Annotated in this window: 20 protein-coding genes; 10 read left to right on the plus strand and 10 right to left on the minus strand. The window is 53.1% G+C overall.

The genetic code is table 11. From position 1 onward, the window contains the following. The first annotated feature begins 40 nt into the window (after positions 1-40). The 6 genes from VF709_RS00265 to pdeR all read left to right on the plus strand — a co-directional run bounded on the left by VF709_RS00265 (position 41) and on the right by pdeR (position 10,615). On the plus strand, positions 41-943 hold the full coding sequence (locus VF709_RS00265) for an ABC transporter six-transmembrane domain-containing protein (RefSeq protein WP_149896344.1): 903 nt from the start codon (positions 41-43) through the stop codon (positions 941-943). A gap of 35 nt (positions 944-978) precedes the next feature. Then, positions 979-4,074, plus strand: coding sequence for a multidrug efflux RND transporter permease subunit (locus tag VF709_RS00270; RefSeq protein WP_149896343.1), 3,096 nt, complete (start codon positions 979-981; stop codon positions 4,072-4,074). Positions 4,075-4,345: 271 nt separating this feature from the next. Then, positions 4,346-5,134 (plus strand): enoyl-ACP reductase FabI, encoded by a 789-nt coding sequence (fabI, locus tag VF709_RS00275; RefSeq protein ID WP_013096384.1) that lies wholly within the window; start codon positions 4,346-4,348, stop codon positions 5,132-5,134. A 154-nt stretch (positions 5,135-5,288) separates the two neighbouring features. Then, positions 5,289-6,275, plus strand: coding sequence for a CMD domain-containing protein (locus tag VF709_RS00280; protein ID WP_149896342.1), 987 nt, complete (start codon positions 5,289-5,291; stop codon positions 6,273-6,275). A gap of 88 nt (positions 6,276-6,363) precedes the next feature. Beyond that, positions 6,364-8,298 carry an exoribonuclease II gene (locus VF709_RS00285; RefSeq protein WP_038419676.1) on the plus strand — a complete coding sequence of 645 codons (1,935 nt, stop codon included), beginning with the start codon at positions 6,364-6,366 and terminating at the stop codon, positions 8,296-8,298. A 325-nt stretch (positions 8,299-8,623) separates the two neighbouring features. Beyond that, positions 8,624-10,615 (plus strand): cyclic di-GMP phosphodiesterase, encoded by a 1,992-nt coding sequence (pdeR, locus tag VF709_RS00290; protein ID WP_013096381.1) that lies wholly within the window; start codon positions 8,624-8,626, stop codon positions 10,613-10,615. Here pdeR and VF709_RS00295 read toward each other — a convergent pair. Continuing rightward, positions 10,612-11,481 (minus strand): crotonase/enoyl-CoA hydratase family protein, encoded by an 870-nt coding sequence (locus tag VF709_RS00295; RefSeq protein ID WP_045903104.1) that lies wholly within the window; start codon positions 11,479-11,481, stop codon positions 10,612-10,614. The genes pdeR and VF709_RS00295 overlap by 4 nt on opposite strands. Before the next feature lie 193 nt (positions 11,482-11,674). Here VF709_RS00295 and VF709_RS00300 point away from each other — a divergent pair, with 193 nt between their 5' ends. The 3 genes from VF709_RS00300 to osmB all read left to right on the plus strand — a co-directional run bounded on the left by VF709_RS00300 (position 11,675) and on the right by osmB (position 13,133). After that, positions 11,675-11,857, plus strand: coding sequence for a YciZ family protein (locus VF709_RS00300; RefSeq protein WP_020690946.1), 183 nt, complete (start codon positions 11,675-11,677; stop codon positions 11,855-11,857). A gap of 43 nt (positions 11,858-11,900) precedes the next feature. Further along, positions 11,901-12,653 (plus strand): DNA-binding transcriptional regulator YciT, encoded by a 753-nt coding sequence (yciT, locus tag VF709_RS00305; RefSeq protein ID WP_038419677.1) that lies wholly within the window; start codon positions 11,901-11,903, stop codon positions 12,651-12,653. Between the two features lie 261 nt (positions 12,654-12,914). Beyond that, on the plus strand, positions 12,915-13,133 hold the full coding sequence (gene osmB, locus VF709_RS00310; protein ID WP_008501216.1) for an osmotically-inducible lipoprotein OsmB: 219 nt from the start codon (positions 12,915-12,917) through the stop codon (positions 13,131-13,133). A gap of 102 nt (positions 13,134-13,235) precedes the next feature. Here osmB and yciH read toward each other — a convergent pair whose 3' ends face one another. The 5 genes from yciH to pgpB form a co-directional block, all read right to left on the minus strand. After that, positions 13,236-13,562 carry a stress response translation initiation inhibitor YciH gene (gene yciH / locus VF709_RS00315; protein ID WP_013096377.1) on the minus strand — a complete coding sequence of 109 codons (327 nt, stop codon included), beginning with the start codon at positions 13,560-13,562 and terminating at the stop codon, positions 13,236-13,238. Then, on the minus strand, positions 13,562-14,299 hold the full coding sequence (gene pyrF, locus VF709_RS00320; RefSeq protein ID WP_028027957.1) for an orotidine-5'-phosphate decarboxylase: 738 nt from the start codon (positions 14,297-14,299) through the stop codon (positions 13,562-13,564). The genes yciH and pyrF overlap by 1 nt, the downstream gene beginning before the upstream one ends. Before the next feature lie 186 nt (positions 14,300-14,485). Next, on the minus strand, positions 14,486-15,655 hold the full coding sequence (gene lapB, locus VF709_RS00325; protein ID WP_013096375.1) for a lipopolysaccharide assembly protein LapB: 1,170 nt from the start codon (positions 15,653-15,655) through the stop codon (positions 14,486-14,488). Between the two features lie 6 nt (positions 15,656-15,661). Continuing rightward, positions 15,662-15,970: a LapA family protein gene (locus tag VF709_RS00330; protein WP_013096374.1), complete on the minus strand. Its 309-nt coding sequence runs from the start codon at positions 15,968-15,970 to the stop codon at positions 15,662-15,664. Positions 15,971-16,118: 148 nt separating this feature from the next. Then, complete coding sequence (gene pgpB, locus VF709_RS00335) at positions 16,119-16,886, minus strand: phosphatidylglycerophosphatase B (RefSeq protein WP_038420925.1); 768 nt, start codon at positions 16,884-16,886, stop codon at positions 16,119-16,121. A 198-nt stretch (positions 16,887-17,084) separates the two neighbouring features. On the opposite strand from pgpB, the gene ribA reads away from it, so the two are divergent. Further along, positions 17,085-17,675, plus strand: coding sequence for a GTP cyclohydrolase II (ribA, locus tag VF709_RS00340; protein ID WP_013096372.1), 591 nt, complete (start codon positions 17,085-17,087; stop codon positions 17,673-17,675). 44 nt (positions 17,676-17,719) lie between these two features. Here ribA and acnA read toward each other — a convergent pair whose 3' ends face one another. The 4 genes from acnA to cysB form a co-directional block, all read right to left on the minus strand. Further along, positions 17,720-20,395, minus strand: coding sequence for an aconitate hydratase AcnA (gene acnA, locus VF709_RS00345; RefSeq protein ID WP_440230626.1), 2,676 nt, complete (start codon positions 20,393-20,395; stop codon positions 17,720-17,722). Positions 20,396-20,560: 165 nt separating this feature from the next. Further along, positions 20,561-20,659, minus strand: a complete 99-nt coding sequence (gene ymiC, locus VF709_RS00350; RefSeq protein ID WP_044159376.1) for a small membrane protein YmiC — start codon at positions 20,657-20,659, stop codon at positions 20,561-20,563. A 311-nt stretch (positions 20,660-20,970) separates the two neighbouring features. Next, positions 20,971-21,111 (minus strand): YmiA family putative membrane protein, encoded by a 141-nt coding sequence (locus VF709_RS00355; protein ID WP_213382645.1) that lies wholly within the window; start codon positions 21,109-21,111, stop codon positions 20,971-20,973. 337 nt (positions 21,112-21,448) lie between these two features. Next, positions 21,449-22,423: an HTH-type transcriptional regulator CysB gene (gene cysB, locus VF709_RS00360; protein ID WP_006175683.1), complete on the minus strand. Its 975-nt coding sequence runs from the start codon at positions 22,421-22,423 to the stop codon at positions 21,449-21,451. Positions 22,424-22,475 lie beyond the last annotated feature (52 nt).

Genomic DNA, 22,475 nt, shown 5'->3' on the forward strand with positions numbered 1-22,475 from the left:
CGGAATTCCCCTGCTCTCTGGCATTAATAACTCGAAAAATATGATCCTTAAAAATACTCATCGTCCTCCGGTCGTTTCCGGGGTTGTTGGCTCGCTCAAGGCACTTGCCGTGCGGCACAGCAAGAAGCTGTTTATTACCTTCTTTCTGGTTATTGCCGAAAATGTGACCTTTTTACTCTATCCCGTACTTGCGGGGATCGCGATAAATGCCATTCTCGCCGGGGATACCGTGAGCGCTGCACTGTATGGGCTAATGGTCCTGTTTATCTGGTGCATTGGTGCCGCCAGGCGCAGCGTGGACACGCGCACCTTCGCACGGATTTACGCCGGGCTTGCGGTCTCTGTGGTGCTGGCTCAGCGAAAATATCAGCTTAATCATTCGACAATCGCGGCGAGAGTTACCTTATCGCGTGAGTTCGTGGATTTCTTTGAAATGCATCTGCCCATGCTCATTACCTCAATGAGTTCGCTTTTTGGTGCAGCCATTATGCTGCTGATCATTGAATTCTGGGCTGGCATCGTCTGCGCCATCATCGTCTTAATCCTGATGGGATTTGTTTCCGGTTTCACCCATAAGAATGAATTGCTGTTCAGACGCCTCAATAACCGCCTCGAGAAAGAGGTGGATTATGTACATAAAGCGAGCTCTGCGACCCTTAAACGTCATTATTCTACGCTTGCACACTTGCGTATTGCGCTCTCTGACCGCGAAGCGTGGGGATATTTACTGATTGGTTCGCTGATTGCCCTGCTTTTTACGCTGACCATTATCCTGATGACCCACTCGACGGGTATTACGGCGGGTCATATCTACTCCGTGATGACCTATATGTGGATGTTTGCGACAAGCCTGGATGACGCCCCGCAACTCCTTGAGAAATTTTCACAGCTCAGAGACATCGGTAAACGGGTATCGACCGATGACGAGGCACTGCACCCGTAATGCGTTTCACTGTTAGTTGACTGGAAGTAATCCTCATGCCGCAATTTTTTATTGATCGTCCTGTTTTCGCCTGGGTCGTCGCACTTTTTATTGTTTTGACGGGCGTATTGTCTATTCCCCGGCTGCCGGTTGCGCAATATCCGGCCGTTGCACCGCCGGGTATTATCATTACTGTCTCGTATCCCGGCGCCAGCCCTGATGTAATGAATACATCGGTCGTCTCTCTTATCGAACGTGAAATATCCGGCGTGGATAATTTGCTCTATTTTGAATCCTCGAGTGACACCACCGGTTCAGCCTCAATTACGGTGACGTTTAAGCCAGGCACAGATATTAAACTTGCGCAGATGGATCTCCAGAATCAGATAAAAATTGTCGAGCCGCGTCTACCTCAGTCGGTCCGGCAAAACGGCATTAACGTCGAGGCGGCGAACGCCAGTTTTCTGATGATGGTGGGGTTAAAATCCACCTCCGGGAAATTTCAGGAAGCGGATTTGAGCGATTATTTTGCCAGAAATATTAGCGATGAGCTTCGCCGCGTGCCGGGGGTTGGCAAAGTCCAGCTTTTTGGTGGTGAGAAAGCGCTACGTATCTGGCTCGATCCGATGAAGCTTCACAGCTATGGGCTGTCGGTGAGCGATGTGCTTACGGCAGTCAGCCAGCAGAACACCATTGTTTCCCCCGGCAGAACGGGCGATGAACCGGCAACAGAAGGCCAGGGAGTGACTTATCCGATTACGGTTAAAGGACAACTTTCTTCGGTCGAGGCATTTCGCCATATTACCCTTAAATCCGATATCACAGGGGCCCGCCTGCAGTTGTCGGACGTTGCCCGCATTGAATCCGGCCTGCAAAGCTATGCGTACGGTATTCGCGAAAACGGCGTTCCGGCGACGGCAGCCGCAATCCAGCTGTCGCCGGGAGCGAATGCCATCAGTACCGCCTCAGGCATGCGGGCGCGCATTGATGAGCTCTCTCATGTGCTTCCGGAGGGAATGACCTTCACCGTCCCTTTTGATACGGCGCCCTTCGTAAAGCTTTCAATTATGAAGGTGGTACAGACGTTTGTTGAAGCGATGGTGCTAGTGTTTCTGGTCATGCTGCTTTTTCTGCACAAGATACGCTGCACGCTTATTCCGGCGATTGTCGCCCCCGTGGCGCTCCTGGGCACCTTTACGATCATGCTGCTCAGCGGTTATTCCATCAACATCCTGACCATGTTCGGCATGGTGCTGGCAATCGGTATTATCGTTGATGATGCCATCGTCGTGGTTGAAAACGTCGAAAGACTGATGGAAGAAAAAGCGCTTTCACCGCGCGAAGCCACGCGGCAGGCCATGCAGGAAATCACCCCTGCCATCGCGGGTATCACGCTTGTGCTCACGGCGGTGTTTATCCCGATGGGCTTTGCTGAGGGATCGGTGGGGATCATCTATCGACAATTCTGTATTTCAATGGCCATTTCCATTTTGTTATCGGCCTTTCTGGCGCTGACGCTGACACCCGCGCTTTGTGCCACGTTACTCAAGCCCCATGAGGCGAACAAGAAAGGCGCCGGGAAATTTGCGATCTGGTTTAACGCGCATTTTTACGCCCTCACGGCAGTGTATGCCTCCAGCCTGGGTGCCGTATTAAAACGAACGGGCCGCATGCTGCTGCTGTATATTGCCCTTTGCGCTGCCCTGTTTGCTGGCCTGTCGTCTTTGCCCTCCTCGTTTCTGCCGGATGAAGATCAGGGCTACTTTATGTCTTCCCTGCAACTGCCGTCTGATGCGACCATGCAGCGTACCCTTAAAGTGGTTGAAAAATTTGAAGAGGAAATTGCATCGCGACCGGCGATTGAGAGCAACATTATGATCCTGGGCTTTGGCTTTTCAGGTTCTGGCCCCAACTCGGCCATGGCCTTTACCACGCTTAAGGACTGGAAAAACCGACAAGGGATCACCGCCCAGGATGAAGCAAACGCTATCCAGTCGCGCATGGAGAGCGTTTCTGATGCCGTGACGATGAGCCTGCTCCCTCCGGCGATTTCGGATATGTGGACCTCATCCGGATTTACTTACTATCTGCAGGACCGAGCAGGACTGGGATATCAGGCTCTAAAAAAGGCTGCGGATGACCTTGTTCAGCAGGCAAATCAACGGCCTGAACTGAATGATGTCTACATAGATGGCCTGCCGGATGGCACCAGCCTGGCAATTCAGATCGACCGGGAAAAAGCCGAGTCCATGGGCGTCTCGTTTGACGAAATTAATCAAACCTTGTCTGTGACCACGGGCTCCAGTTACGTTAATGACTATACCAATAACGGCCGCGTTCAACAGGTGATTGTTCAGGCCGATGCGCCCTACCGCATGCAGCCCGAACAATTGTTAGCCTTATCGGTAAAAAATCGGACGGGACAGATGGTGCCGGTCTCTACGTTTGCCACCCTTTCATGGAACGTTGCGCCCCAGCAGTTGAACCGCTATCAGGGTTATCCTGCGATACGCATTACGGGAAGTGCCGCCTCGGGTGAATCCAGCGGTACGGCAATAAAAACCATGGAAGCGCTGACAAGAGAGATGCCTGCGGGTATCGCAGGGGAATGGGCCGGGAGTTCATTGCAGGAGAAAGCGTCTGAGTCACAGCTTCCCGGCCTTATTGTGCTGTCAATCCTCGTTGTGTTTATGGTTCTTGCCGCGCTCTATGAGAGCTGGTCTATACCCTTCGCGGTTATGCTGGTCGTGCCATTGGGTCTTATTGGCGCGGTAGCGGCCGTACACATTGCCGGCATGACAAATGATGTTTTCTTCAAGGTGGGGATGATCACCCTGATCGGGCTGTCTGCAAAAAACGCCATTCTGATTGTCGAGTTTGCCAGGCAGCTGCAGCGGGAGGGGGAAACAATCGTGGCAGCAACGCTACAGGCTGCCCGGCAACGCTTGCGCCCCATTCTGATGACCTCACTGGCCTTTACGCTAGGGGTTGTCCCGTTAATGCTGGCCCGTGGCGCAAGTGACAGCACGCAGCATGCCATTGGCACCGGGGTTTTCGGCGGTATGATTAGCGGTACATTTCTCGCCATTTTCTTCGTCCCGGTTTTCTTTATTGTCGTCGCGCGTTTCATCGAGCACGCCAGAAAAAGGTGAAACGCTTTACGGGATCACGCTTCGATGCTGGTTGGATGAGGTGAACCTGACGCCGGGTGATATACTGGACGAATGCCGAAATTTTCACAGCCGCGTTTCCCATATCAGCCCCTTACGCGCGTTCATTCCCGGGAGATTCGCGAGAAATAGCGTGACACAAGGGGCAGTGAGTGGGCTATAATTTCGAGCTGATTTCGAATAATTTTGAAATACTGCCTGTAACGCTATGAATTACAAGGCAAAATAAGCAATGAATATAAGGATTAAAGCTATGGGTTTTCTTTCCGGTAAGCGCATTCTGGTAACCGGCGTTGCCAGCAAACTGTCCATCGCATACGGCATCGCACAGGCAATGCATCGCGAAGGCGCTGAGCTGGCGTTCACCTACCAGAACGACAAGCTGAAAGGCCGTGTTGAAGAATTTGCCGCGCAGCTGGGTTCCAGCATTGTTCTGGAATGTGACGTTGCACAAGATGAAAGCATCGATGGCATGTTTGCTGAACTGGCAAAATCGTGGGATAAATTTGACGGTTTCGTTCACTCCATCGGCTTCGCACCTGGCGACCAGCTGGACGGTGACTACGTGAACGCGGTAACCCGCGATGGCTTTAAAATCGCTCACGACATTAGCTCTTACAGCTTTGTTGCGATGGCGAAATCTTGTCGTGCCATGCTGAACCCGGGCTCCGCCCTGCTGACCCTGTCCTACCTGGGCGCAGAGCGCGCAATCCCTAACTACAACGTGATGGGTCTGGCTAAAGCGTCTCTGGAAGCAAACGTCCGCTACATGGCGAACGCAATGGGCCCTGAAGGCGTGCGCGTTAACGCCATCTCTGCAGGTCCAATCCGTACCCTGGCGGCTTCCGGTATCAAAGATTTCCGTAAAATGCTGGCACACTGCGAAGCGGTTACCCCGATTCGTCGTACCGTTACCATTGAAGATGTGGGTAACTCTGCAGCATTCCTGTGCTCTGACCTTTCCGCGGGTATCTCCGGCGAAGTGGTTCACGTTGACGGCGGCTTCAACATCGCTGCAATGAACGAGCTGGAAATTAAATAAGTTTGTGACTCTCTTCCCGCCCGGGAAGAGAGTTTTTCCCGCCCCGCCCTCTCTCGTTATTCCGTTCTGCTATTTGTTATCACCTAACAATATTTTTCCCCTCATCCGCCTTACGCCAGGATATTGATCGCCATTTTGAGATCAAGGAACGCCCATGGAACAACGCCGTTTTTCCGGCAAAGGCCACTGGTACCACGAAACCCAGTCAAACCACGCGCAGACGGATGTCCTGCCTCTGGTGCCCGAAGCCGCTAACGTCGACGATCGTTTTTTGCTCGATTTAGCCTTACCGGATGAGATTGTTACTGCCTGTGCTGGCTGGCTTACTCCTGCCCGGGCGTTATGTCACCGGCTGTTTCCACTCGATATCGCCGTCAACCGTCTGTATACGCTGAGTGCCTACGACAGGCTGAGTACCGCGCTGACGGTGGCGCAGGCCTGCGGGGTTCAAAGGCTCTGTAACCACTACGCCGCCCTTCTCGCCCCCCTTCCCGGCCCGGACTCCTCTCGCGAAAGTAACCGCCGTCTGGCCCAGATCACGCAGTATGCCCGCCAGCTTGCCAGTTCACCGGATGTCATCGATGATAAAGCGCAGAACCAGCTTGATGAGGTGGGTCTGACAACGTATGACATTGTGCTCATCAGCCAGATTATTGGCTTTATCGGTTTTCAGGCCCGCGTGGTAGCAGTATTTCAGGCGCTGCTGGGCCACCCCGTACGCTGGCTGCCGGGACACCATATTCAACCGCACACGCTGCCCGCCAGGCCTGGCGCCTGGATCGCTCTACTGCCTGTCGTGGAACTGCGCTATGCCAGTGCGCATCAACTTGAGTCGCTTTCACGCTGGCAAGCCGAGCCCGCTCTTCAGGCGCTGACGCCTGTGCTCTGCCACGAACCCACGCTGCTCGATCTGACGGGAGAAATCCTGAACCATTGCCGCGTAGAAGACCGGGCCGCGTCGCCAGCGCTCTTAGCGGCCGTGGTGTTGTTGACACGTTCACCGGACCGTTTCAGTGCAGCACAGTTTAACCCGCTCACGGAAGAAGGACTTCCCGCTGGCCGGGCGATTGCACTGCTTACGCGAAGCGCGTTAGACGGCTGGCTGGAGCGCCTGAAAGTGGCGCTTGGCAAAGCGGAATAACCATACTATTTACCCAAAGAGCGCTTGCTGTGGCAGTGAGAATCGCGTAAAACTGTCAGCCGCTCAATGGCTACGAAAATAGAACATTATGTTTCAGGACAACCCGCTGCTAGCGCAGCTTAAACAGCAACTGCATTCCCAGACGCCGCGTGCAGAAGGGGTCGTAAAAGCCACGGAAAAAGGCTTTGGTTTCCTTGAAGTCGACGCGCAGAAAAGCTACTTCATTCCGCCACCGCAGATGAAGAAAGTGATGCACGGCGACCGCGTCATGGCGGTTATTCATACCGAAAAAGAGCGTGAATCTGCCGAGCCGGAAGAACTGATCGAGCCGTTTCTGACCCGTTTTGTGGGCAAGGTGCAGAGAAAAGACGATCGTCTCTCCATCGTGCCGGATCATCCTCTGCTGAAAGACGCCATCCCCTGCCGTGCCGCTCGCGGCGTTGAGCATGATTTTAAAGAAGGTGACTGGGCCGTTGCCGAAATGCGCCGTCATCCACTGAAAGGCGATCGCGGTTTCTATGCGGAACTGACCCAGTTCATCACGTTCGGTGATGACCATTTTGTACCGTGGTGGGTTACGCTTGCGCGCCATAATCTTGAGAAAGAAGCCCCGAACGGCGTCGCCACCGAGATGCAGGACGAAGGTCTTGAGCGTCGCGATCTGACTGCCCTGGAGTTTGTTACTATCGACAGCGCCAGTACGCAAGATATGGATGATGCGCTGTACGCTGAAGAACTTGCCGACGGCAAACGGCTGTTAACCGTGGCCATTGCCGATCCTACCGCCTGGATTGCTGAAGGCAGCAAGCTGGACGATATCGCGAAAATCCGTGCGTTCACCAACTATCTGCCGGGCTTTAACATCCCGATGCTGCCTCGTGAACTCTCCGACGATCTCTGTTCGCTGCGGCCGAACGAAGTGCGTCCGGTGCTCGCCTGCCGCATGACCATTGCTGCGGACGGCACAATTGAAGACGATATCGAATTCTTCGCGGCCACCATTGAATCTAAAGCCAAGCTGGCTTACGACGACGTCTCTGACTGGCTGGAGAACACGGGCAGCTGGGAACCGGCCTCTGAGGCCATTGCCGCACAGATTCGTCTGCTGCACCGCATCTGTCTGAGCCGCAGCGAGTGGCGTCAAACCCATGCGCTGGTGTTCAAGGATCGTCCGGACTATCGCTTTGTTCTGGGCGAAAAAGGTGAAGTGCTGGATATCGTGGCCGAACCACGACGTATTGCGAACCGCATCGTCGAAGAAGCGATGATTTCCGCCAATATTTGTGCCGCACGTGTGCTGCGCGACAAGCTTGGCTTCGGCATTTATAACGTTCATACCGGGTTTGATCCGGCGAACACCGAAGCGCTGGCCGCCTTACTGAAGAATCATGATGTGCATGTTGACCCGGAAGAAGTGCTAACCTTGCAGGGCTTCTGCAAGCTGCGCCGCGAGCTGGACGCACAGCCTTCTGGTTTCCTCGACAGCCGTATTCGTCGTTTCCAGTCCTTTGCCGAGATCAGCACTGAGCCTGGCCCACACTTCGGCCTCGGTCTTGAAGCCTACGCCACCTGGACATCTCCAATTCGTAAGTATGGCGATATGGTTAACCATCGCCTGCTGAAAGCGATCATTAAGGGCGAATCAATTGCGCGTCCTCAGGATGACACGACCCTGCAGATGGCAGATCGTCGGCGCCTGAACCGCATGGCGGAACGTGATGTAGGTGACTGGCTGTACGCCCGCTTCCTGCAGGACAAAGCCGGCACAGACACTCGCTTCGCCGCAGAAATCATTGATATCAGCCGTGGGGGGATGCGCGTGCGTCTGGTGGATAACGGGGCGGTGGCCTTTATCCCTGCGCCGTTCCTGCATGCCGTTCGCGATGAACTTGTCTGTAGCCAGGAAAACGGGACTGTGCAAATCAAAGGTGAAACGGTTTACAAGGTCACCGACGTGATTGACGTAACTATCGCCGAAGTCCGCATGGAAACCCGCAGCATCATCGCGCGCCCTGCCGCCTGATAAGCTGTTCAATTGTCGGCCCTTTCCTTACCGGACGGGCCGACAATTTTTTCTTTTACGCCACGCTGCAAATTCTTCATTTTTTCTTACTATTTTCAGACTTCCCCCGCCCAAATTCGCCAGAATTATCTACAGTAAAAGAGTGCCGTTATATTCGGTTACGTGAATTTTTATTTGCTAAGTATCCTTTTTTACCTGACTCGTTTTATTATAAGAAACCCGGGAAAAAACAATAAGTTCACATCGGTCTGGCCGTGGTCTTACCTCGAAAAAGCCGATTGCAACGGAATAAATTGTGCGCTAACAGGTAGCTGCAGGAGAAAACATGATGGACGATCTGGAGCAGAATTTGCTGTTTCGTTACATGGGAACTCACAGCCCCTGGTGGCGACTGACAGCAGACAGCAATGCTCTGCACCTTTCTACCAGCGAAAATGCCGATGTCACTCAGGTGGTGGCGCTGGACGATGAACAGGCCGAACTTATTCGCCAGTTAACCGTCATTACGTCCAGTATCTCTATGACGCTCTCGTTGTACGGCGAAGATGTTCCTGTACACCTTGTCGGACGCAAAATAACCCGTAATGAGTGGGCCGGAACAGCCTCTGCGTGGAACGATACGCCTTCCGTAGCCCGGGACCTGGCTCAGGGGCTGTCCTTTGCGGAACAAGTGGTTTCGGAAGCCAACTCCGTTATCGTAATCCTCGATCAGAACGGCAATATTCAGCGGTTTAACCGCCTGAGCGAGGAGTACACCGGCCTGAAAGAACAAGAAGTTATCGGCCAGAACGTGTTTAAGTTGTTTATGAGCCGCAGTGAAGCGGCAGCCTCTAAGCGCAACATCACCGGCTTCTTTCGCAACGGCAGCTCTTACGAAGTCGAGCGCTGGATCAAAACGCGAAAAGGACAACGATTGTTTCTGTTCAGAAACAAATTTGTCCACAGCGGTAGCGGTAAAAATGAAATTTTTCTTATCTGTTCCGGCACCGATATTACGGAGGAGCGCCGCGCCCAGGAGCGCCTGCGGGTGCTGGCCAATACCGACACCATCACCGGGTTGCCGAACCGCAACGCGATCCACGAACTGATTTCAGACGCCATCGACAGCCGCGGTGAGACGCAGGTTGGCGTGGTGTATCTCGATCTCGATAACTTCAAAAAGGTGAACGACGCCTACGGGCACATGTTTGGCGATCAGTTATTACAGGCGGTCGCACTGGCCATTCTGAGCTGTCTGGAAGAAGGCCAGGTGCTGGCGCGACTCGGCGGCGATGAATTTATTGTCATGGCCACCAATACCTCTCAGGGTTCTCTGGAAGCGATGGCATCACGCATTCTGACCCGTCTGCGCCAGCCGTTCAGAATTGGTTTGATTGAAATTTATACCGGTTGCTCGTTAGGTATCGCCCTCGCCCCGCAGCACGGTAACGATCGGGAAAGCGTCATCCGCAATGCCGATACCGCCATGTACACCGCAAAAGAGAACGGCCGGGGTAAGTTCTGCGTCTTCTCGCCGGAAATGAACCAGCGCGTGTTTGAGTATCTCTGGCTGGATACCAACCTGCGCAAAGCGCTGGATAACGATCAGTTGCTGATCCACTACCAGCCTAAAGTCACCTGGCGCGGTGAAGTCAGAAGCCTTGAAGCGCTGGTGCGCTGGCAATCACCAGAACGCGGGTTGATTCCTCCGCTGGAGTTTATCTCGTATGCTGAGGAGTCAGGGCTGATTGTGCCGCTTGGCCGCTGGGTCATGCTTGATGTGGTTCGCCAGGTGGCGAAATGGCGCGACAAAGGCATTAACCTGCGCGTGGCGGTGAACGTCTCGGCCCGTCAGCTGGCAGATCAAACCATTTTCAGCGACTTAAAACAGGCCCTGAAGGATCTGGATTTTGAATACTGCCCTATCGACGTTGAGTTAACGGAAAGCTGCCTCATTGAAAACGAAGAGCTGGCGCTGTCGGTGATCCAGCAGTTCAGCCAGCTTGGTGCGCAAATCCATCTGGACGATTTTGGTACCGGCTACTCGTCTTTGTCGCAGCTGGCACGCTTCCCCATCGATGCGATAAAACTCGATCAGTCATTTGTCCGGGATATTCATAAACAGTCTATTTCCCAGTCGCTGGTGCGGGCCATCGTCGCGGTGGCGCAGGCACTGAATTTGCAGGTCATTGCCGAAGGTGTGGAGAACGCAAAAGAAGACGCCTTTCTGACTAAGAACGGCGTCAACGAACGGCAGGGTTTTCTCTTTGCTAAGCCCATGCCCGCTGCCGCATTCGAGCGATGGCTAAAGCGATATCAGGCGCGTAAACAGCACTAACTGGCTTTGCGTAAACCCGCCGCCTGGTGGCGGTTTTGCAGCATGACCAGACGCTCCATATAAGCGATATCTTTTGGTTCAAGGCAGAACGCAGCGTCAACCCAATCTTCCGTGATATCCATCAGCTCACTGCGAGGCAGCTGCAGCACGCGGGTACGGGCGCGTAACATCGCCTTTACGCCGTTCATCTTCGGCCGCAGCGTGTCAATGAACGTTCTGACGGAGACGTAACTTTGCCCGGGTTCGAACAGGACATCCACTAACCCATGCTGTTCATACCATTCTGCCGTATGAGACTCCCCTTTGTAGATGAGCTCCTCCGCCAGCTTCATGCCTGAGCGGCGAGCAACCAGCGAGTACCCCCCCATGCCGGGGAAAAGGTTGAAGGCGATCTCAGGGAAGCCTAAGCGGGCATCGCGCTGGGACAGCACAAAGTGGTGCGCCAGCGCGGCTTCGAATCCGCCCCCTAACGCACTGCCTTCGACCATCGCCAGGGTAATAGCCCCCGTATCAAACCCTCGTGACGCCGCATGAACGCAGTCCACGCAGGCACGGGCATAGGCTCTTAACGCTTCGCGGCGTCCGTTTTGGATACATTCGACAAAGAACTGTAAATCACCTCCCGCATTGTACATCTCGGGTACCAGCGAACCGGTTACCCAAAAATCGACCGCAAACCCGGACTGGCGAACAAGCCAGGAGAGGTTCATGATCTCTTCGATTAACGCATGGTTGAAGCAAGGTCGTGGCTGCGCCCGCAACATCATCCAGACTGTGCGGCGCTCCTCCTCATAATACCCGGACAACTGAGTGAAACGTTCAGTATCGGTAAACAGTGTGCAGGTAGTCTGATTGATAACTGTCATAGTCTAATTCCTCATATAAAAAAGCGCCTTGCGCGCAGTTTTAGACTAATCCACTCATTCATCACGCTGCATGCGGGGGAATAAATTTATTACTTTCATTTATGTAATTTAGTTATTGCATTTTTTCCCTTCTCTTTTGAATCCATTTTCTGCATCATTGAAAATATTAACTTTTCGTACCCGGGATGAGATTATGTCTAACATTGATGCGCAGGCCGTAGCCCAACGAATTGATACCGTGCTGGATATACTGGTGGCGGGCGATTATCACTCTGCGATCCGTAACCTTGAGATCCTGAAGTCTGAACTTCTGGCTCAGAATGGCGCCGAAACCGCGTCAGAAAACAGACAGCCAAAAGCCCCGTGGGAAGTTTAACCACGCCCTATCCGCCCTCGTTTCGCTTTTTTAAATGGATGCTATGAATTCCCGACAACAAATCATTTTGCAGATGGTCATCGATCAGGGGCGCGTGAGCGTCGTCGATCTCGCTAAAACGACAGGCGTTTCTGAAGTCACCATCCGTCAGGATCTGAATCTACTCGAAAAACAGAGCTACCTGCGTCGTGCGCATGGGTATGCGGTCCCGCTGGACAGCGAGGACGTAGAAACCCGCATGATGAATAACTATGCCCTCAAACGTGAGCTGGCTGAGTTTGCCGCGTCCTTAGTGAACAATGGCGAAACGGTCTTTATTGAGAACGGCAGTAGCAACGCCCTGCTGGCCCGCACCCTGGCCGAGCAAAAAGACATCACCATCATTACCGTCAGTAGCTATATCGCTCACTTGTTGAAGGAGACACGCTGCGAGGTCATCCTGCTGGGCGGTATCTATCAGAAAAAAAGTGAGAGCATGGTCGGCCCACTGACGCGTCAGTACGTGCAGCAGGTGCATTTCAGCAAGGCCTTCATCGGTATTGACGGCTGGCAGCCCGAAACCGGCTTTACCGGTCGGGATATGATGCGTTCAGACGTTGTGAACGCGGTACTGGAAAAAGAGTGTGAGGCAATCGTGCTGACCGACAGTTCAAAATTTGGCGCGGTCCATCCTTATACGATGGGGCCAATATCCCGGTTCAGCCGCGTAATTACTGATGACCGTCTGAGCGAATCGCATCGGAATAAACTCCAGGAAGACGGACTTATCGTCGACATTATTAAAAAACCCGCCTGATACCGCGAGCGCCTGAATTTCAGGCGCCTCTTAACCTCTCTCTGAGAGGAATCCTAACCCCCCTTTAAGAGTTTTTACCTGTTTAACTGACCCTGAAGACGTAAAATTAATGTTAGCGATATAACAGGAAGTGACTATCACCTGCGTGATGACGTAACACCTGCGCGACCAGCTTTCACGGAGAACAGAATTTAAGTATTCGTTTAGTCTATACTTAAAGCGTGCATCTTTCCGTGAATCGATAATTCAGGAGAAAGTATTATGACCTTAACCAGCAAAAAATTAGCCGCCGCTGTTCTGGCAATCACTGTAGCAATGTCCCTGAGCGCATGCTCTAACTGGTCTAAACGTGACCGTAACACCGCTATTGGTGCCGGTGCTGGTGCACTGGGTGGTGCAGTATTAACAGACGGTAGTACGCTGGGTACATTAGGTGGTGCTGCTGTTGGTGGTATTATCGGTCACCAGGTCGGCAAATAATTATTATACGCCCTGATGGGCATCGCGATATTTATCGCATTTCAGGTCTGACTTACGCACGTATAAAACAAGAGCCACGGTAAATACCGTGGCTCATTTATTTTAGCCGCCCGCCAGTTTTACTTTCATCCCTTTGGCTTCGAGATGCGATTTAATGACATCGCGTTTATCACCCTGGATTTCGATTATCCCGTCTTTGACGGCACCGCCACAGCCACATTTCTTTTTCAGTTCAGCCGCCAGTTTCGCCAGTTCTGCATCATCCAGATCGATACCCGTGATAAGGCAAACACCCTTACCTTTACGCCCGCTGGTCTGGCGCTGGATACGGACAATACCGTCGCCTTTCGGGCGCTCTGCTTTCGCTTTCGGTTCATCAATGCGCCCGGTTTCGGTTGAATAGACCAGACGGCTGTTTGAGTCGGTCATTACGCCCCCTTTTTCAGTGATGCGTTGATAGCCTTAAGCGTCTCTGCCGGATTGGCAGATTGTGTCACCGGACGGCCGATGACCATGTAATCCACGCCTGCCGCCAGCGCCTGCTCAGGAGTCATAATACGGCGTTGATCGCCAGCCTCGCTACCCGCTGGGCGAATACCCGGCGTGACCAGTTTGAAATTCTGGCCCAGCTCCGTTTTGAAACGCACCGCTTCCTGCGCGGAACAGACAACACCGTCCAGGCCGCAATTCTGCGTCAGTCGCGCAAGACGCTCTGCATGTTCAGCCGGTGACAACGTCACACCGAGGTCACGCAGGTCATTTTCGTCCATGCTGGTCAGCACCGTTACCGCAATCAACAAGGGGGCGTCGCTGCCAAACGGCAGAAGCGCTTCACGCGCGGCTGTCATCATTCTCGCCCCACCCGATGCATGCACGTTAACCATCCATACACCCAATTCGGCAGCCGCGGCAACGGCATGCGCCGTGGTGTTTGGAATATCATGGAATTTAAGGTCGAGGAAAACGTCAAAACCGCGCTGTTGCAGATCGCGAACGATTTGCGGTCCAAATAACGTAAACATCTCTTTGCCCACTTTAAGGCGACAGTCGCGAGGATCAATACCGTCGACAAAAGCCAGAGCAGCGTCACGTTTATTGTAATCAAGAGCAACAACAACAGGAGAATCAGTAACTACGCGGGAAGTGGAGGAAGTAACAGACGTCATGACCAGCCCTTTTCGTCTATGGGCGCGCAGCGGCGCGGAACAGATAAACGGCGTGCATTCTACCTGCCAGCGCCACAAATTGACAGGATCGTTTTATTCCCTGCCAGGCTGGCAAGCCGCACGATACTGAACGGGATTATAAAAGTGATAAGTATGTTGTAACTAAAGTGAGGTGTTTTAAAAAAATTACTGCCCATCGAGACCGCGAATGGGCTTGATGGTTGACCAGGCCCGGCACGAAGGACAGTGCCAGTACAGCGTATACGCGGTAAAACCACACTTCTGACAGCGGTAGCGCGGCTTGCTACGCACCTGTTCGCCCACCATGTCACGCAGCACCATCAGGCTCTCTTTAGCACGCCCTTCTTCTGCGTCGTTCAGGTGGTAATCCATGAGCTTATGGAAAACCCGCATGGTAGGATGACGCTGCAGCTGACGCGTAATATAAACCTGCGCCGTGTCGCTGCCCTCATGCTGCTCAACCACATCGGAAAGCATCAGCTCCGCAGTGGCTCCGGTGTTCTCTTCCACGCAGCGGCGCAGGAACGCTACCCACTCATCCTGTTTACCCAGCTGTTGATAACAGGTCTGCAGCATTTCAAGGGTTTCACTGACCAGCTCTTTGTCCTGATCAATGACGCGCAGCAGGCTTTCAACGGCTTTGGCATAGTCGCCACTTGCCATAAACACGCGCCCCATCATGATGGAAATACGCGCACTATTGCGGTCTGCGGCGGCCCCTTTTTTCAGCAACGCCATGGCTTTGTCCATGTCGTCGTTCCCCATCTGCTGCAGGGCCAGTTCGCAGTAAAAATGGGCTATCTCGACGCGCTGTTTGTCTTTACCCAACTTAACCAGACGTTCAGCGGTATCAATGGCTTTCTGCCAGTCGCTGGTGGCCTGGTAAATCTGCAGCAGCTGCTGCAGCGCACCTATGCGGAAATCTGTTTCATCCACCAGTTGCGAGAACATGTCCTCCGCACGGTCATACAACCCTGCCGCCATGTAGTCGCGGCCCAGCTGTTGTACTGCCAGCAGGCGCTGATCGTAAGTTAACGAGGCGCTTTCCATGAGGGTCTGGTGAATACGAATGGCACGGTCAACTTCGCCGCGCGAGCGGAACAGGTTGCCCAGGGTCAGGTGTGCTTCAACGGTCCCTGTGTCCTCTTTTAACATGTCGAGGAACAGGTCGACCGCTTTATCCTGTTGATTGCTCAGGAGGAAGTTCACCCCTGCAACGTAGTCGCGGGAGAGTCGGTTCGCCTCATCCTGTTTTGTTTGTTGCGCACTTCTGCGGCCCATATACCAGCCATAGGCAGCGGCTACAGGCAAAAGCAGAAACAACAACTCCAGCATATTCGATTATTCCTTGACGACCGGCACACCAGAGCTTTCCGGGATGTCGGACGCAGGCGCAATTTGATGTTCGAGGCGTTTAATTTTACGTTCAGCGCGCGCAAGCGAAACACGTACTTTTAACCAGAACAGACCGCAAACCAGCCAGCCGATGGCGAAACCCGCTGCGAACAAGACCGCCAGCAGGCTCGAAACCCGATACTCGCCCTGCGCCAGCAGATAGTTAAACGTCACCTGTTGATCGTTTTGTGCACCCAATGTGACTGAAATGACAAAAATCGCCAATACCAGTAAGAAAATGAGTAAATATTTCACATTACTTCCCGTTATGTGGTTCAAGCGAATAAAGTGTGTTCAACTTACCGCAATCAGCCTTATAAACTACCATTTTAGCGACGGGCGCGAAACGGAAAAAGTGACGCGCCCGTCATGGATTTATGGGCTAAATGCGCAAAATCAACCTTCAGACGCCACTGTGCTCCCTTTCGGCGATCTCTTCTTTCTCTTCCGGCGGCGGCGTTAACGGACCGCAGAGTCGTTCAGCCAGCCAGGTGGCAAGGGTAACAAGCAGCCATGAAATGAGCGTCGCCACCACTAAATCGCGTGGCCAGTGCATGCCCAGCAGTAGACGGCTCCCCATCACCCCCGTCGCCCAGAGAAGTAAAATGGCGATAGTGACAGTCCGACGCCGCGGCCATAAAAGGCCGACGGCAAGAAGTGCCCAACTGGCGGCGAACATGGTGTGCCCGGATGGAAACGCAAAGCCGGTCTCTTTTTGCCAGTGTTTACGTAAAAACGTCGGGATATCCTGCTGTTCCGCAAGCTGTTCTTTTACCAGCGCACCGCGATCTTTACGTTTTAAATTGTAGAACTCATTCACCGGAACATGATGCGTTTTTTCCAGCCAGACCACAAAAGGCCGCGGCTCCTGCACATGGCCTTTCACCCAGGATTTTACCCCCTGGCCAACAAGGATCGCCCCACCGAGGATAGCAAAGAGCACCAACGCTGCGCGGAGACGAAAGCGCAGGCACCACAAAAACCAGGCGCAAAGCACTACATGAGTAATGATGCCCCATGGCTGGGTGACCGTCTCTGTTATCCAGTATAACGTTTTCAGCCACAGGGTATTGTGCCCGGGCTGCCACATCCAGCCTGATACCCAAACGGCTAATGGCATAATCAACAATATGGCTGCACCTGCTGCCGTTCGTCTGGCGATTGAAAGCATGTCTTCTCCTTTTTCGCTAAGCGTCACAATCATAACTGAAATTCATCCGACGGGTGGATATGTCGGATCGTGCGTTTAACGTTCGTATAGCATGGCAGCCATTAGGCGAACCTGCTGAGCTTGTGGCAAAATGAACGGATACAGAAAGCAAAAACAGGCGGAAGACACGAGACGTGTCAGCCTACTCTGGAGAATCACATGCAGCTTAAACGTGTGGCAGAAGCCAAACTGCCAACCCCATGGGGCGATTTCCTGATGGTGGGATTTGAAGAACTGGCGACCGGACAGGATCACGTCGCGCTGGTGTACGGCGACATTTCAGGACAAACCCCGGTACTTTCTCGCGTTCATTCGGAGTGTCTGACCGGCGATGCGTTGTTCAGCCTGCGCTGTGATTGCGGTTTCCAGCTGGAGGCAGCGCTCTCTCATATTGCCGAAGAGGGTCGCGGTGTGCTGCTTTATCACCGCCAGGAAGGGCGCAATATTGGCCTGCTGAATAAAATCCGCGCCTACGCGCTGCAGGACCAGGGGTACGACACGGTAGAAGCAAACCACCAGCTCGGCTTCGCTGCCGATGAGCGCGATTTCACGCTGTGTGCGGATATGTTTAAGCTGCTGGGCGTGGATGAAGTACGCCTGCTGACTAACAACCCGAAAAAAGTCGAAATTCTGACCGAAGCGGGGATCAATATCGTTGAGCGCGTACCGCTCATTGTGGGACGTAACCCAAAAAACGCGCACTACCTCGACACCAAAGCCGCCAAAATGGGGCATCTGCTGAGCGAGTGATCGCGAAGTGCCCGGCAACGCCCTCGCGTGCCGGGCAGGCTCCATCAGTCCAGCATCTTACGAATCACGTAATGTAGAATGCCGTCGTTCTGGTAATAGGTGAGTTCTGTTGCCGTATCGATACGACACCGGCAGTCGAGCACCTCTGTTTTACCGTCTGCGCGCGTTAATTTCACCGGCACCGTTTTACCCGGCTGCAGATTTTGCAGGCCGCTGATGTCAATCAGCTCTTCCCCGGTGAGTCCCAGCGTTTTACGGGTGACGCCCTGCGGGAATTCGAGTGGCAGGATCCCCATCCCTATCAGGTTTGAACGGTGGATACGTTCAAACGATTCGGCAATCACCACCCGAACCCCAAGCAGACGCGGGCCTTTCGCCGCCCAGTCACGGCTGGAGCCAGAGCCGTACTCTTTCCCGGCGATAACCGCCAGCGGCGTGCCTTCCTGCTGGTATTTGACGGCGGCGTCATAAATTGAGATCACGTCGCTCCCCGGCAAATGTCGCGTCATGCCCCCTTCCACGCCCGGCACCATTTCATTGCGGATACGGATATTGGCAAACGTGCCGCGCATCATCACTTCATGGTTACCACGACGCGAGCCGTAGGAGTTGAAATCCCGGCGCTCCACACCCCGACTCTGCAGGTAACGGCCTGCTGGACTGTCGGCTTTGATGCTTCCCGCCGGCGAAATGTGGTCCGTGGTGACGGAGTCTCCCAGCATCGCCAGAATGCGCGCGCCGTGGATATCCTGAAGCGGTGCAGGTTCAGCCAGCATCTCATCGAAGAACGGCGACAGGCGGATATAGGTCGAATCATCCTGCCAGTCATAGGTATCTGAACCCACGACGTCGATGGCCTTCCATTCCGGCGTACCTTCAAACACCTCCGCATACTCTTTGCGGAACATTTCGGTAGAAACTTTCTCTACGGCCAATGCAATTTCCCGGGCAGATGGCCAGATATCCTTCAGATAGACCGGATCATTCTTGCGATCGTGGCCAATCGGATCGGTGACCAGGTTGATATTCATATTCCCGGCCAGAGCGTATGCCACAACCAGCGGTGGAGACGCCAGCCAGTTGGTCTTGACCAGCGGATGAATACGGCCTTCAAAGTTTCGGTTACCGGAGAGAACGGCCCCGACGGTGAGATCGCCCTGCTTGATCGCCATCTCAATCGGTTCAGGTAACGGACCCGAGTTCCCGATACAGGTGGTGCAACCGTACCCCACCAGGTTAAAGCCCAGCTCATCCAGATACGGCGTTAATCTGGCCTGTGCAAGGTAATCTGAAACCACTTTGGAGCCCGGTGCCAGAGAGGCTTTTACCCACGGCTGTGGCTTAAGCCCCAGCTCTACCGCTTTCTTCGCCAGCAGACCGGCCGCCATCAGCACGCTGGGGTTCGACGTATTTGTACAGGAGGTTATGGCTGCAATGACAACCGCACCATCCGGAAGCTGATACTGATGTCCGTTCAGGACATAGTCGATTGGGCGGTGGTCTTTTTTCGCCGTGTTAACCTCCAGTTCATTACTGGCGGCAAAGGCTTTCGGTACGTCACTCAACGCCACCCGATCCTGCGGACGTTTTGGCCCCGCCAGGCTCGCCTCGACGGTCCCCATATCCAGTTCAAGTGTGCTGGTAAATACCGGTTCATCGCCCGGGTTACGCCACATCCCCTGCGCTTTGGTATACGCTTCAACCAGCGCCACCTGCTCTTCGCTGTGGCCACTCAGGCGCATATATTCCAGCGTGACAGTATCGATGGGGAAAAAGCCGCAGGTTGCGCCATACTCCGGCGCCATGTTGGCGATGGTGGCACGGTCGGCAAGCGGTAATGAATCCAGCCCGTCACCGTAGAATTCGACAAATTTACCCACCACACCATGCTTACGCAGCATCTGCGTGACGGTAAGTACCAGGTCGGTGGCGGTAATGCCTTCCGACAGTTTGCCGGTAAGCTTAAAGCCCACCACATCAGGGATCAGCATCGATACCGGCTGGCCAAGCATGGCCGCTTCTGCTTCGATTCCGCCAACGCCCCAGCCCAGAACGCCCAGGCCGTTAATCATGGTGGTGTGCGAATCGGTGCCCACCAGAGTATCCGGATAGGCCACCCACTCTTTATCCTGCAATTCACTCCAGACCGCTTTGCCCAGGTATTCAAGATTCACCTGGTGGCAGATACCCGTACCGGGCGGAACGACGCTAAAGCGGCTAAAGGCCTGCTGCCCCCACTTCAGAAAGACGTAACGTTCGTGGTTACGCTCCATTTCCAGACGTACGTTTTCGCCAAAGGCATCGTCGTCACCAAAGTGGTCCACGGTGACAGAGTGGTCGATAACGAGATCAACGGGAGAGAGCGGATTTACTTTAGCGGTATCGCCGCCAAGGCGCTTCACCGCTTCGCGCATTGCCGCAAGGTCAACCACAGCAGGGACCCCGGTAAAGTCCTGCATCAGGACCCTTGCCGGTCGATAGGCAATTTCTCTGTCAGCATGGGCATGCTTAAGCCACCCTGCCAGTGCCTGGATATCTTCAAGGGTGACGGAATCACCATCCTGCCAGCGTAAGAGGTTTTCCAGTAAAACTTTCAAGGACTTGGGTAAACGCGAAATGTCCCCAAGCGTCCTGGCTGCCAGCGGCAGGCTGTAGTAGTGCCAGGTTTTATTTTCTGCCTGTAATGTGTCCTTACTGGCTTCGCGTAGGGTTACCGACATAAGCTCCTCCTTAATTACAGAGATGTCCTGACAATCATCAGGGCTGTAATTAAAGATAACACAAAGATGTCGTAACGTTTTGATAACAACCCGAAATGATAAATCCAGGAATGTTCCAGTGCGGGGGAGAAAACAAAAAACCCCGCCGTAGCGAGGTTTTACGATTTAGTGGAGGGCCAGCCAGATAAGCTGTGACCAGAACAGAATCGACGCGGAAAAAACGCCGAGCCATGACCAGTATTTCATAGACATCATGTTATTCATCATAGGGACACCAGGCATTATTTATTAAAGGTTCCGAGGTCTGCCCTCAGTTCAATATTGCTGATGTGTATTTATTAAAGAGTACAAATGCATTGAGCCTTTATTCAGACTATTTGCATCATTACGCAATTAAGTAAATTATTGTTTTTTGGGTTCGTCTTCTGCGAACACATCAATAAACGCTTGCTGTTGCGGCGTCAGTTTCCAGGACGCGGGTACGGCAGTGGCAGGTGCTTTGCGCACTTTGTGGCCCCTGTCACGAAGCTGACACATCTGTTTAACTGTTTCTGTACGTACCGTCACTGCCATATTCAACCCCAATAGTTCCAGGCCAGGAAAGCAACCACCACCCAAAACAAGGCGGAGACGAGAAAGACCGCCAGCCAGGCTTTACGCTTGAGCGCAGGATCCCTTTGCGGTTCTTCACTTCCTGAAGGCATTGCTAACCTCATACAATCGATATCGCTTATCATTTAGAGACCAAACAATTGGTACAATTAATCATCTGTTGAGATAAATCCTAAAGAAACTTTAGCCGAAAAGCCAGTGTATTTACGTATCTATTGATGGGAAATATTCATTCTTTTGACCAGAAATAAATATTTGAAAGGAAATATTTGCGAAGCCAAAAATTAGTTCTACTTTTGTCGCCAATTCACGACATTATAACCACACTAAATAAATGGTTAATGACATTATACGGCAGTTAAGTGCAGATGATGATAATTCTAATTTAGCTTTGAGAGGTTATTTCGGTATCTTTCCTGGGCGGAAAGATACCGGGAGTGATTATTTTGCCGGAAGTTTGATGTCTTTAAACATCTCTTCGATATCTTCATTTGAACGTAATGCCACGGCCGTATCGACCACGTCGCGCGTTAAATGTGGGGCAAAGCGCTGAATAAAATCATACATATAGCTACGCAGGAAGGTACTGCGACGGAAACCAATCTTAGTGGTGCTATGGCTGAAAATATCATGCGCATCAAGACGCACGAGGTCAGGGTCAGATACGGGATCAACCGCCATGCTGGCAATCACCCCTACCCCCAGTCCAAGCCGCACGTAGGTCTTAATTACGTCAGCATCGGTTGCGGTGAAGACGATACGCGGCGTTAATCCTGCACGATTGAATGCAGTATCAAGCTCGGAGCGCCCGGTAAAGCCGAAGGTATACGTCACTAAGGGGTATTGCGCCAGCTCTTCAATAGTGACCGACCCTTTACCGGCTAACGGGTGATCGGGCGTGACGACAATAGAACGGTTCCAGTGATAGCACGGCAGCATAACCAGATCGTCATACAGATGCAGCGCTTCGGTTGCGATAGCAAAGTCCGCATTACCCTTCGAAACCGCCTCAGCGATTTGCGTCGGCGAGCCCTGATGCATATGGAGAGAGACGCGTGGATAGCGCTCAATAAAGCCCTTAATAACGCCCGGCAGCGCATAGCGTGCCTGGGTATGGGTGGTGGCAATATACAGCGACCCTTTATCCGGCCAGGTATGCTCACCCGCCACCGATTTAATTGCGTCGACTTTAGAGAGAACCTCCCGCGCGATGCGGATAATCTCCTGCCCTGCTGGCGTCACCTGGGTGAGGTGTTTACCGCTACGAGCAAAAATCTGAATACCTAACTCATCTTCCAGCATGCGGACCTGCTTGCTGATACCCGGCTGAGAGGTATATAGCCCCTCAGCGGTAGAAGAGACGTTAAGGTTGTGGTTTACCACCTCAACAATATAACGAAGCTGCTGTAATTTCATGCCAGACCATCCGATTTAGCGCATGCGGTCAATCGCTTAAGACGATTTGATA

This window comes from Enterobacter sp. Lyrl_3 (assembly GCF_051948675.1).
Lineage (GTDB): Bacteria > Pseudomonadota > Gammaproteobacteria > Enterobacterales > Enterobacteriaceae > Enterobacter > Enterobacter cloacae.

What these genes read in the sequence shown, in the direction of transcription:
- acnA (WP_440230626.1), bottom strand. Translation starts at nt 20,395, where the DNA reads ATGTCGGTAACCCTACGCGAAGCCAGTAAGGACACATTACAGGCAGAA.
- cysB (WP_006175683.1), bottom strand. Translation starts at nt 22,423, where the DNA reads ATGAAATTACAGCAGCTTCGTTATATTGTTGAGGTGGTAAACCACAAC.
- ymiC (WP_044159376.1), bottom strand. Translation starts at nt 20,659, where the DNA reads ATGAATAACATGATGTCTATGAAATACTGGTCATGGCTCGGCGTTTTT.
- lapB (WP_013096375.1), bottom strand. Translation starts at nt 15,655, where the DNA reads ATGCTGGAGTTGTTGTTTCTGCTTTTGCCTGTAGCCGCTGCCTATGGC.
- VF709_RS00295 (WP_045903104.1), bottom strand. Translation starts at nt 11,481, where the DNA reads ATGACAGTTATCAATCAGACTACCTGCACACTGTTTACCGATACTGAA.
- yciH (WP_013096377.1), bottom strand. Translation starts at nt 13,562, where the DNA reads ATGACCGACTCAAACAGCCGTCTGGTCTATTCAACCGAAACCGGGCGC.
- fabI (WP_013096384.1), top strand. Translation starts at nt 4,346, where the DNA reads ATGGGTTTTCTTTCCGGTAAGCGCATTCTGGTAACCGGCGTTGCCAGC.
- pyrF (WP_028027957.1), bottom strand. Translation starts at nt 14,299, where the DNA reads ATGACGTCTGTTACTTCCTCCACTTCCCGCGTAGTTACTGATTCTCCT.
- VF709_RS00285 (WP_038419676.1), top strand. Translation starts at nt 6,364, where the DNA reads ATGTTTCAGGACAACCCGCTGCTAGCGCAGCTTAAACAGCAACTGCAT.
- pgpB (WP_038420925.1), bottom strand. Translation starts at nt 16,886, where the DNA reads ATGCTTTCAATCGCCAGACGAACGGCAGCAGGTGCAGCCATATTGTTG.
- VF709_RS00355 (WP_213382645.1), bottom strand. Translation starts at nt 21,111, where the DNA reads ATGAGGTTAGCAATGCCTTCAGGAAGTGAAGAACCGCAAAGGGATCCT.
- VF709_RS00280 (WP_149896342.1), top strand. Translation starts at nt 5,289, where the DNA reads ATGGAACAACGCCGTTTTTCCGGCAAAGGCCACTGGTACCACGAAACC.
- VF709_RS00270 (WP_149896343.1), top strand. Translation starts at nt 979, where the DNA reads ATGCCGCAATTTTTTATTGATCGTCCTGTTTTCGCCTGGGTCGTCGCA.
- osmB (WP_008501216.1), top strand. Translation starts at nt 12,915, where the DNA reads ATGACCTTAACCAGCAAAAAATTAGCCGCCGCTGTTCTGGCAATCACT.
- pdeR (WP_013096381.1), top strand. Translation starts at nt 8,624, where the DNA reads ATGATGGACGATCTGGAGCAGAATTTGCTGTTTCGTTACATGGGAACT.
- ribA (WP_013096372.1), top strand. Translation starts at nt 17,085, where the DNA reads ATGCAGCTTAAACGTGTGGCAGAAGCCAAACTGCCAACCCCATGGGGC.
- VF709_RS00265 (WP_149896344.1), top strand. Translation starts at nt 41, where the DNA reads ATGATCCTTAAAAATACTCATCGTCCTCCGGTCGTTTCCGGGGTTGTT.
- VF709_RS00300 (WP_020690946.1), top strand. Translation starts at nt 11,675, where the DNA reads ATGTCTAACATTGATGCGCAGGCCGTAGCCCAACGAATTGATACCGTG.
- yciT (WP_038419677.1), top strand. Translation starts at nt 11,901, where the DNA reads ATGAATTCCCGACAACAAATCATTTTGCAGATGGTCATCGATCAGGGG.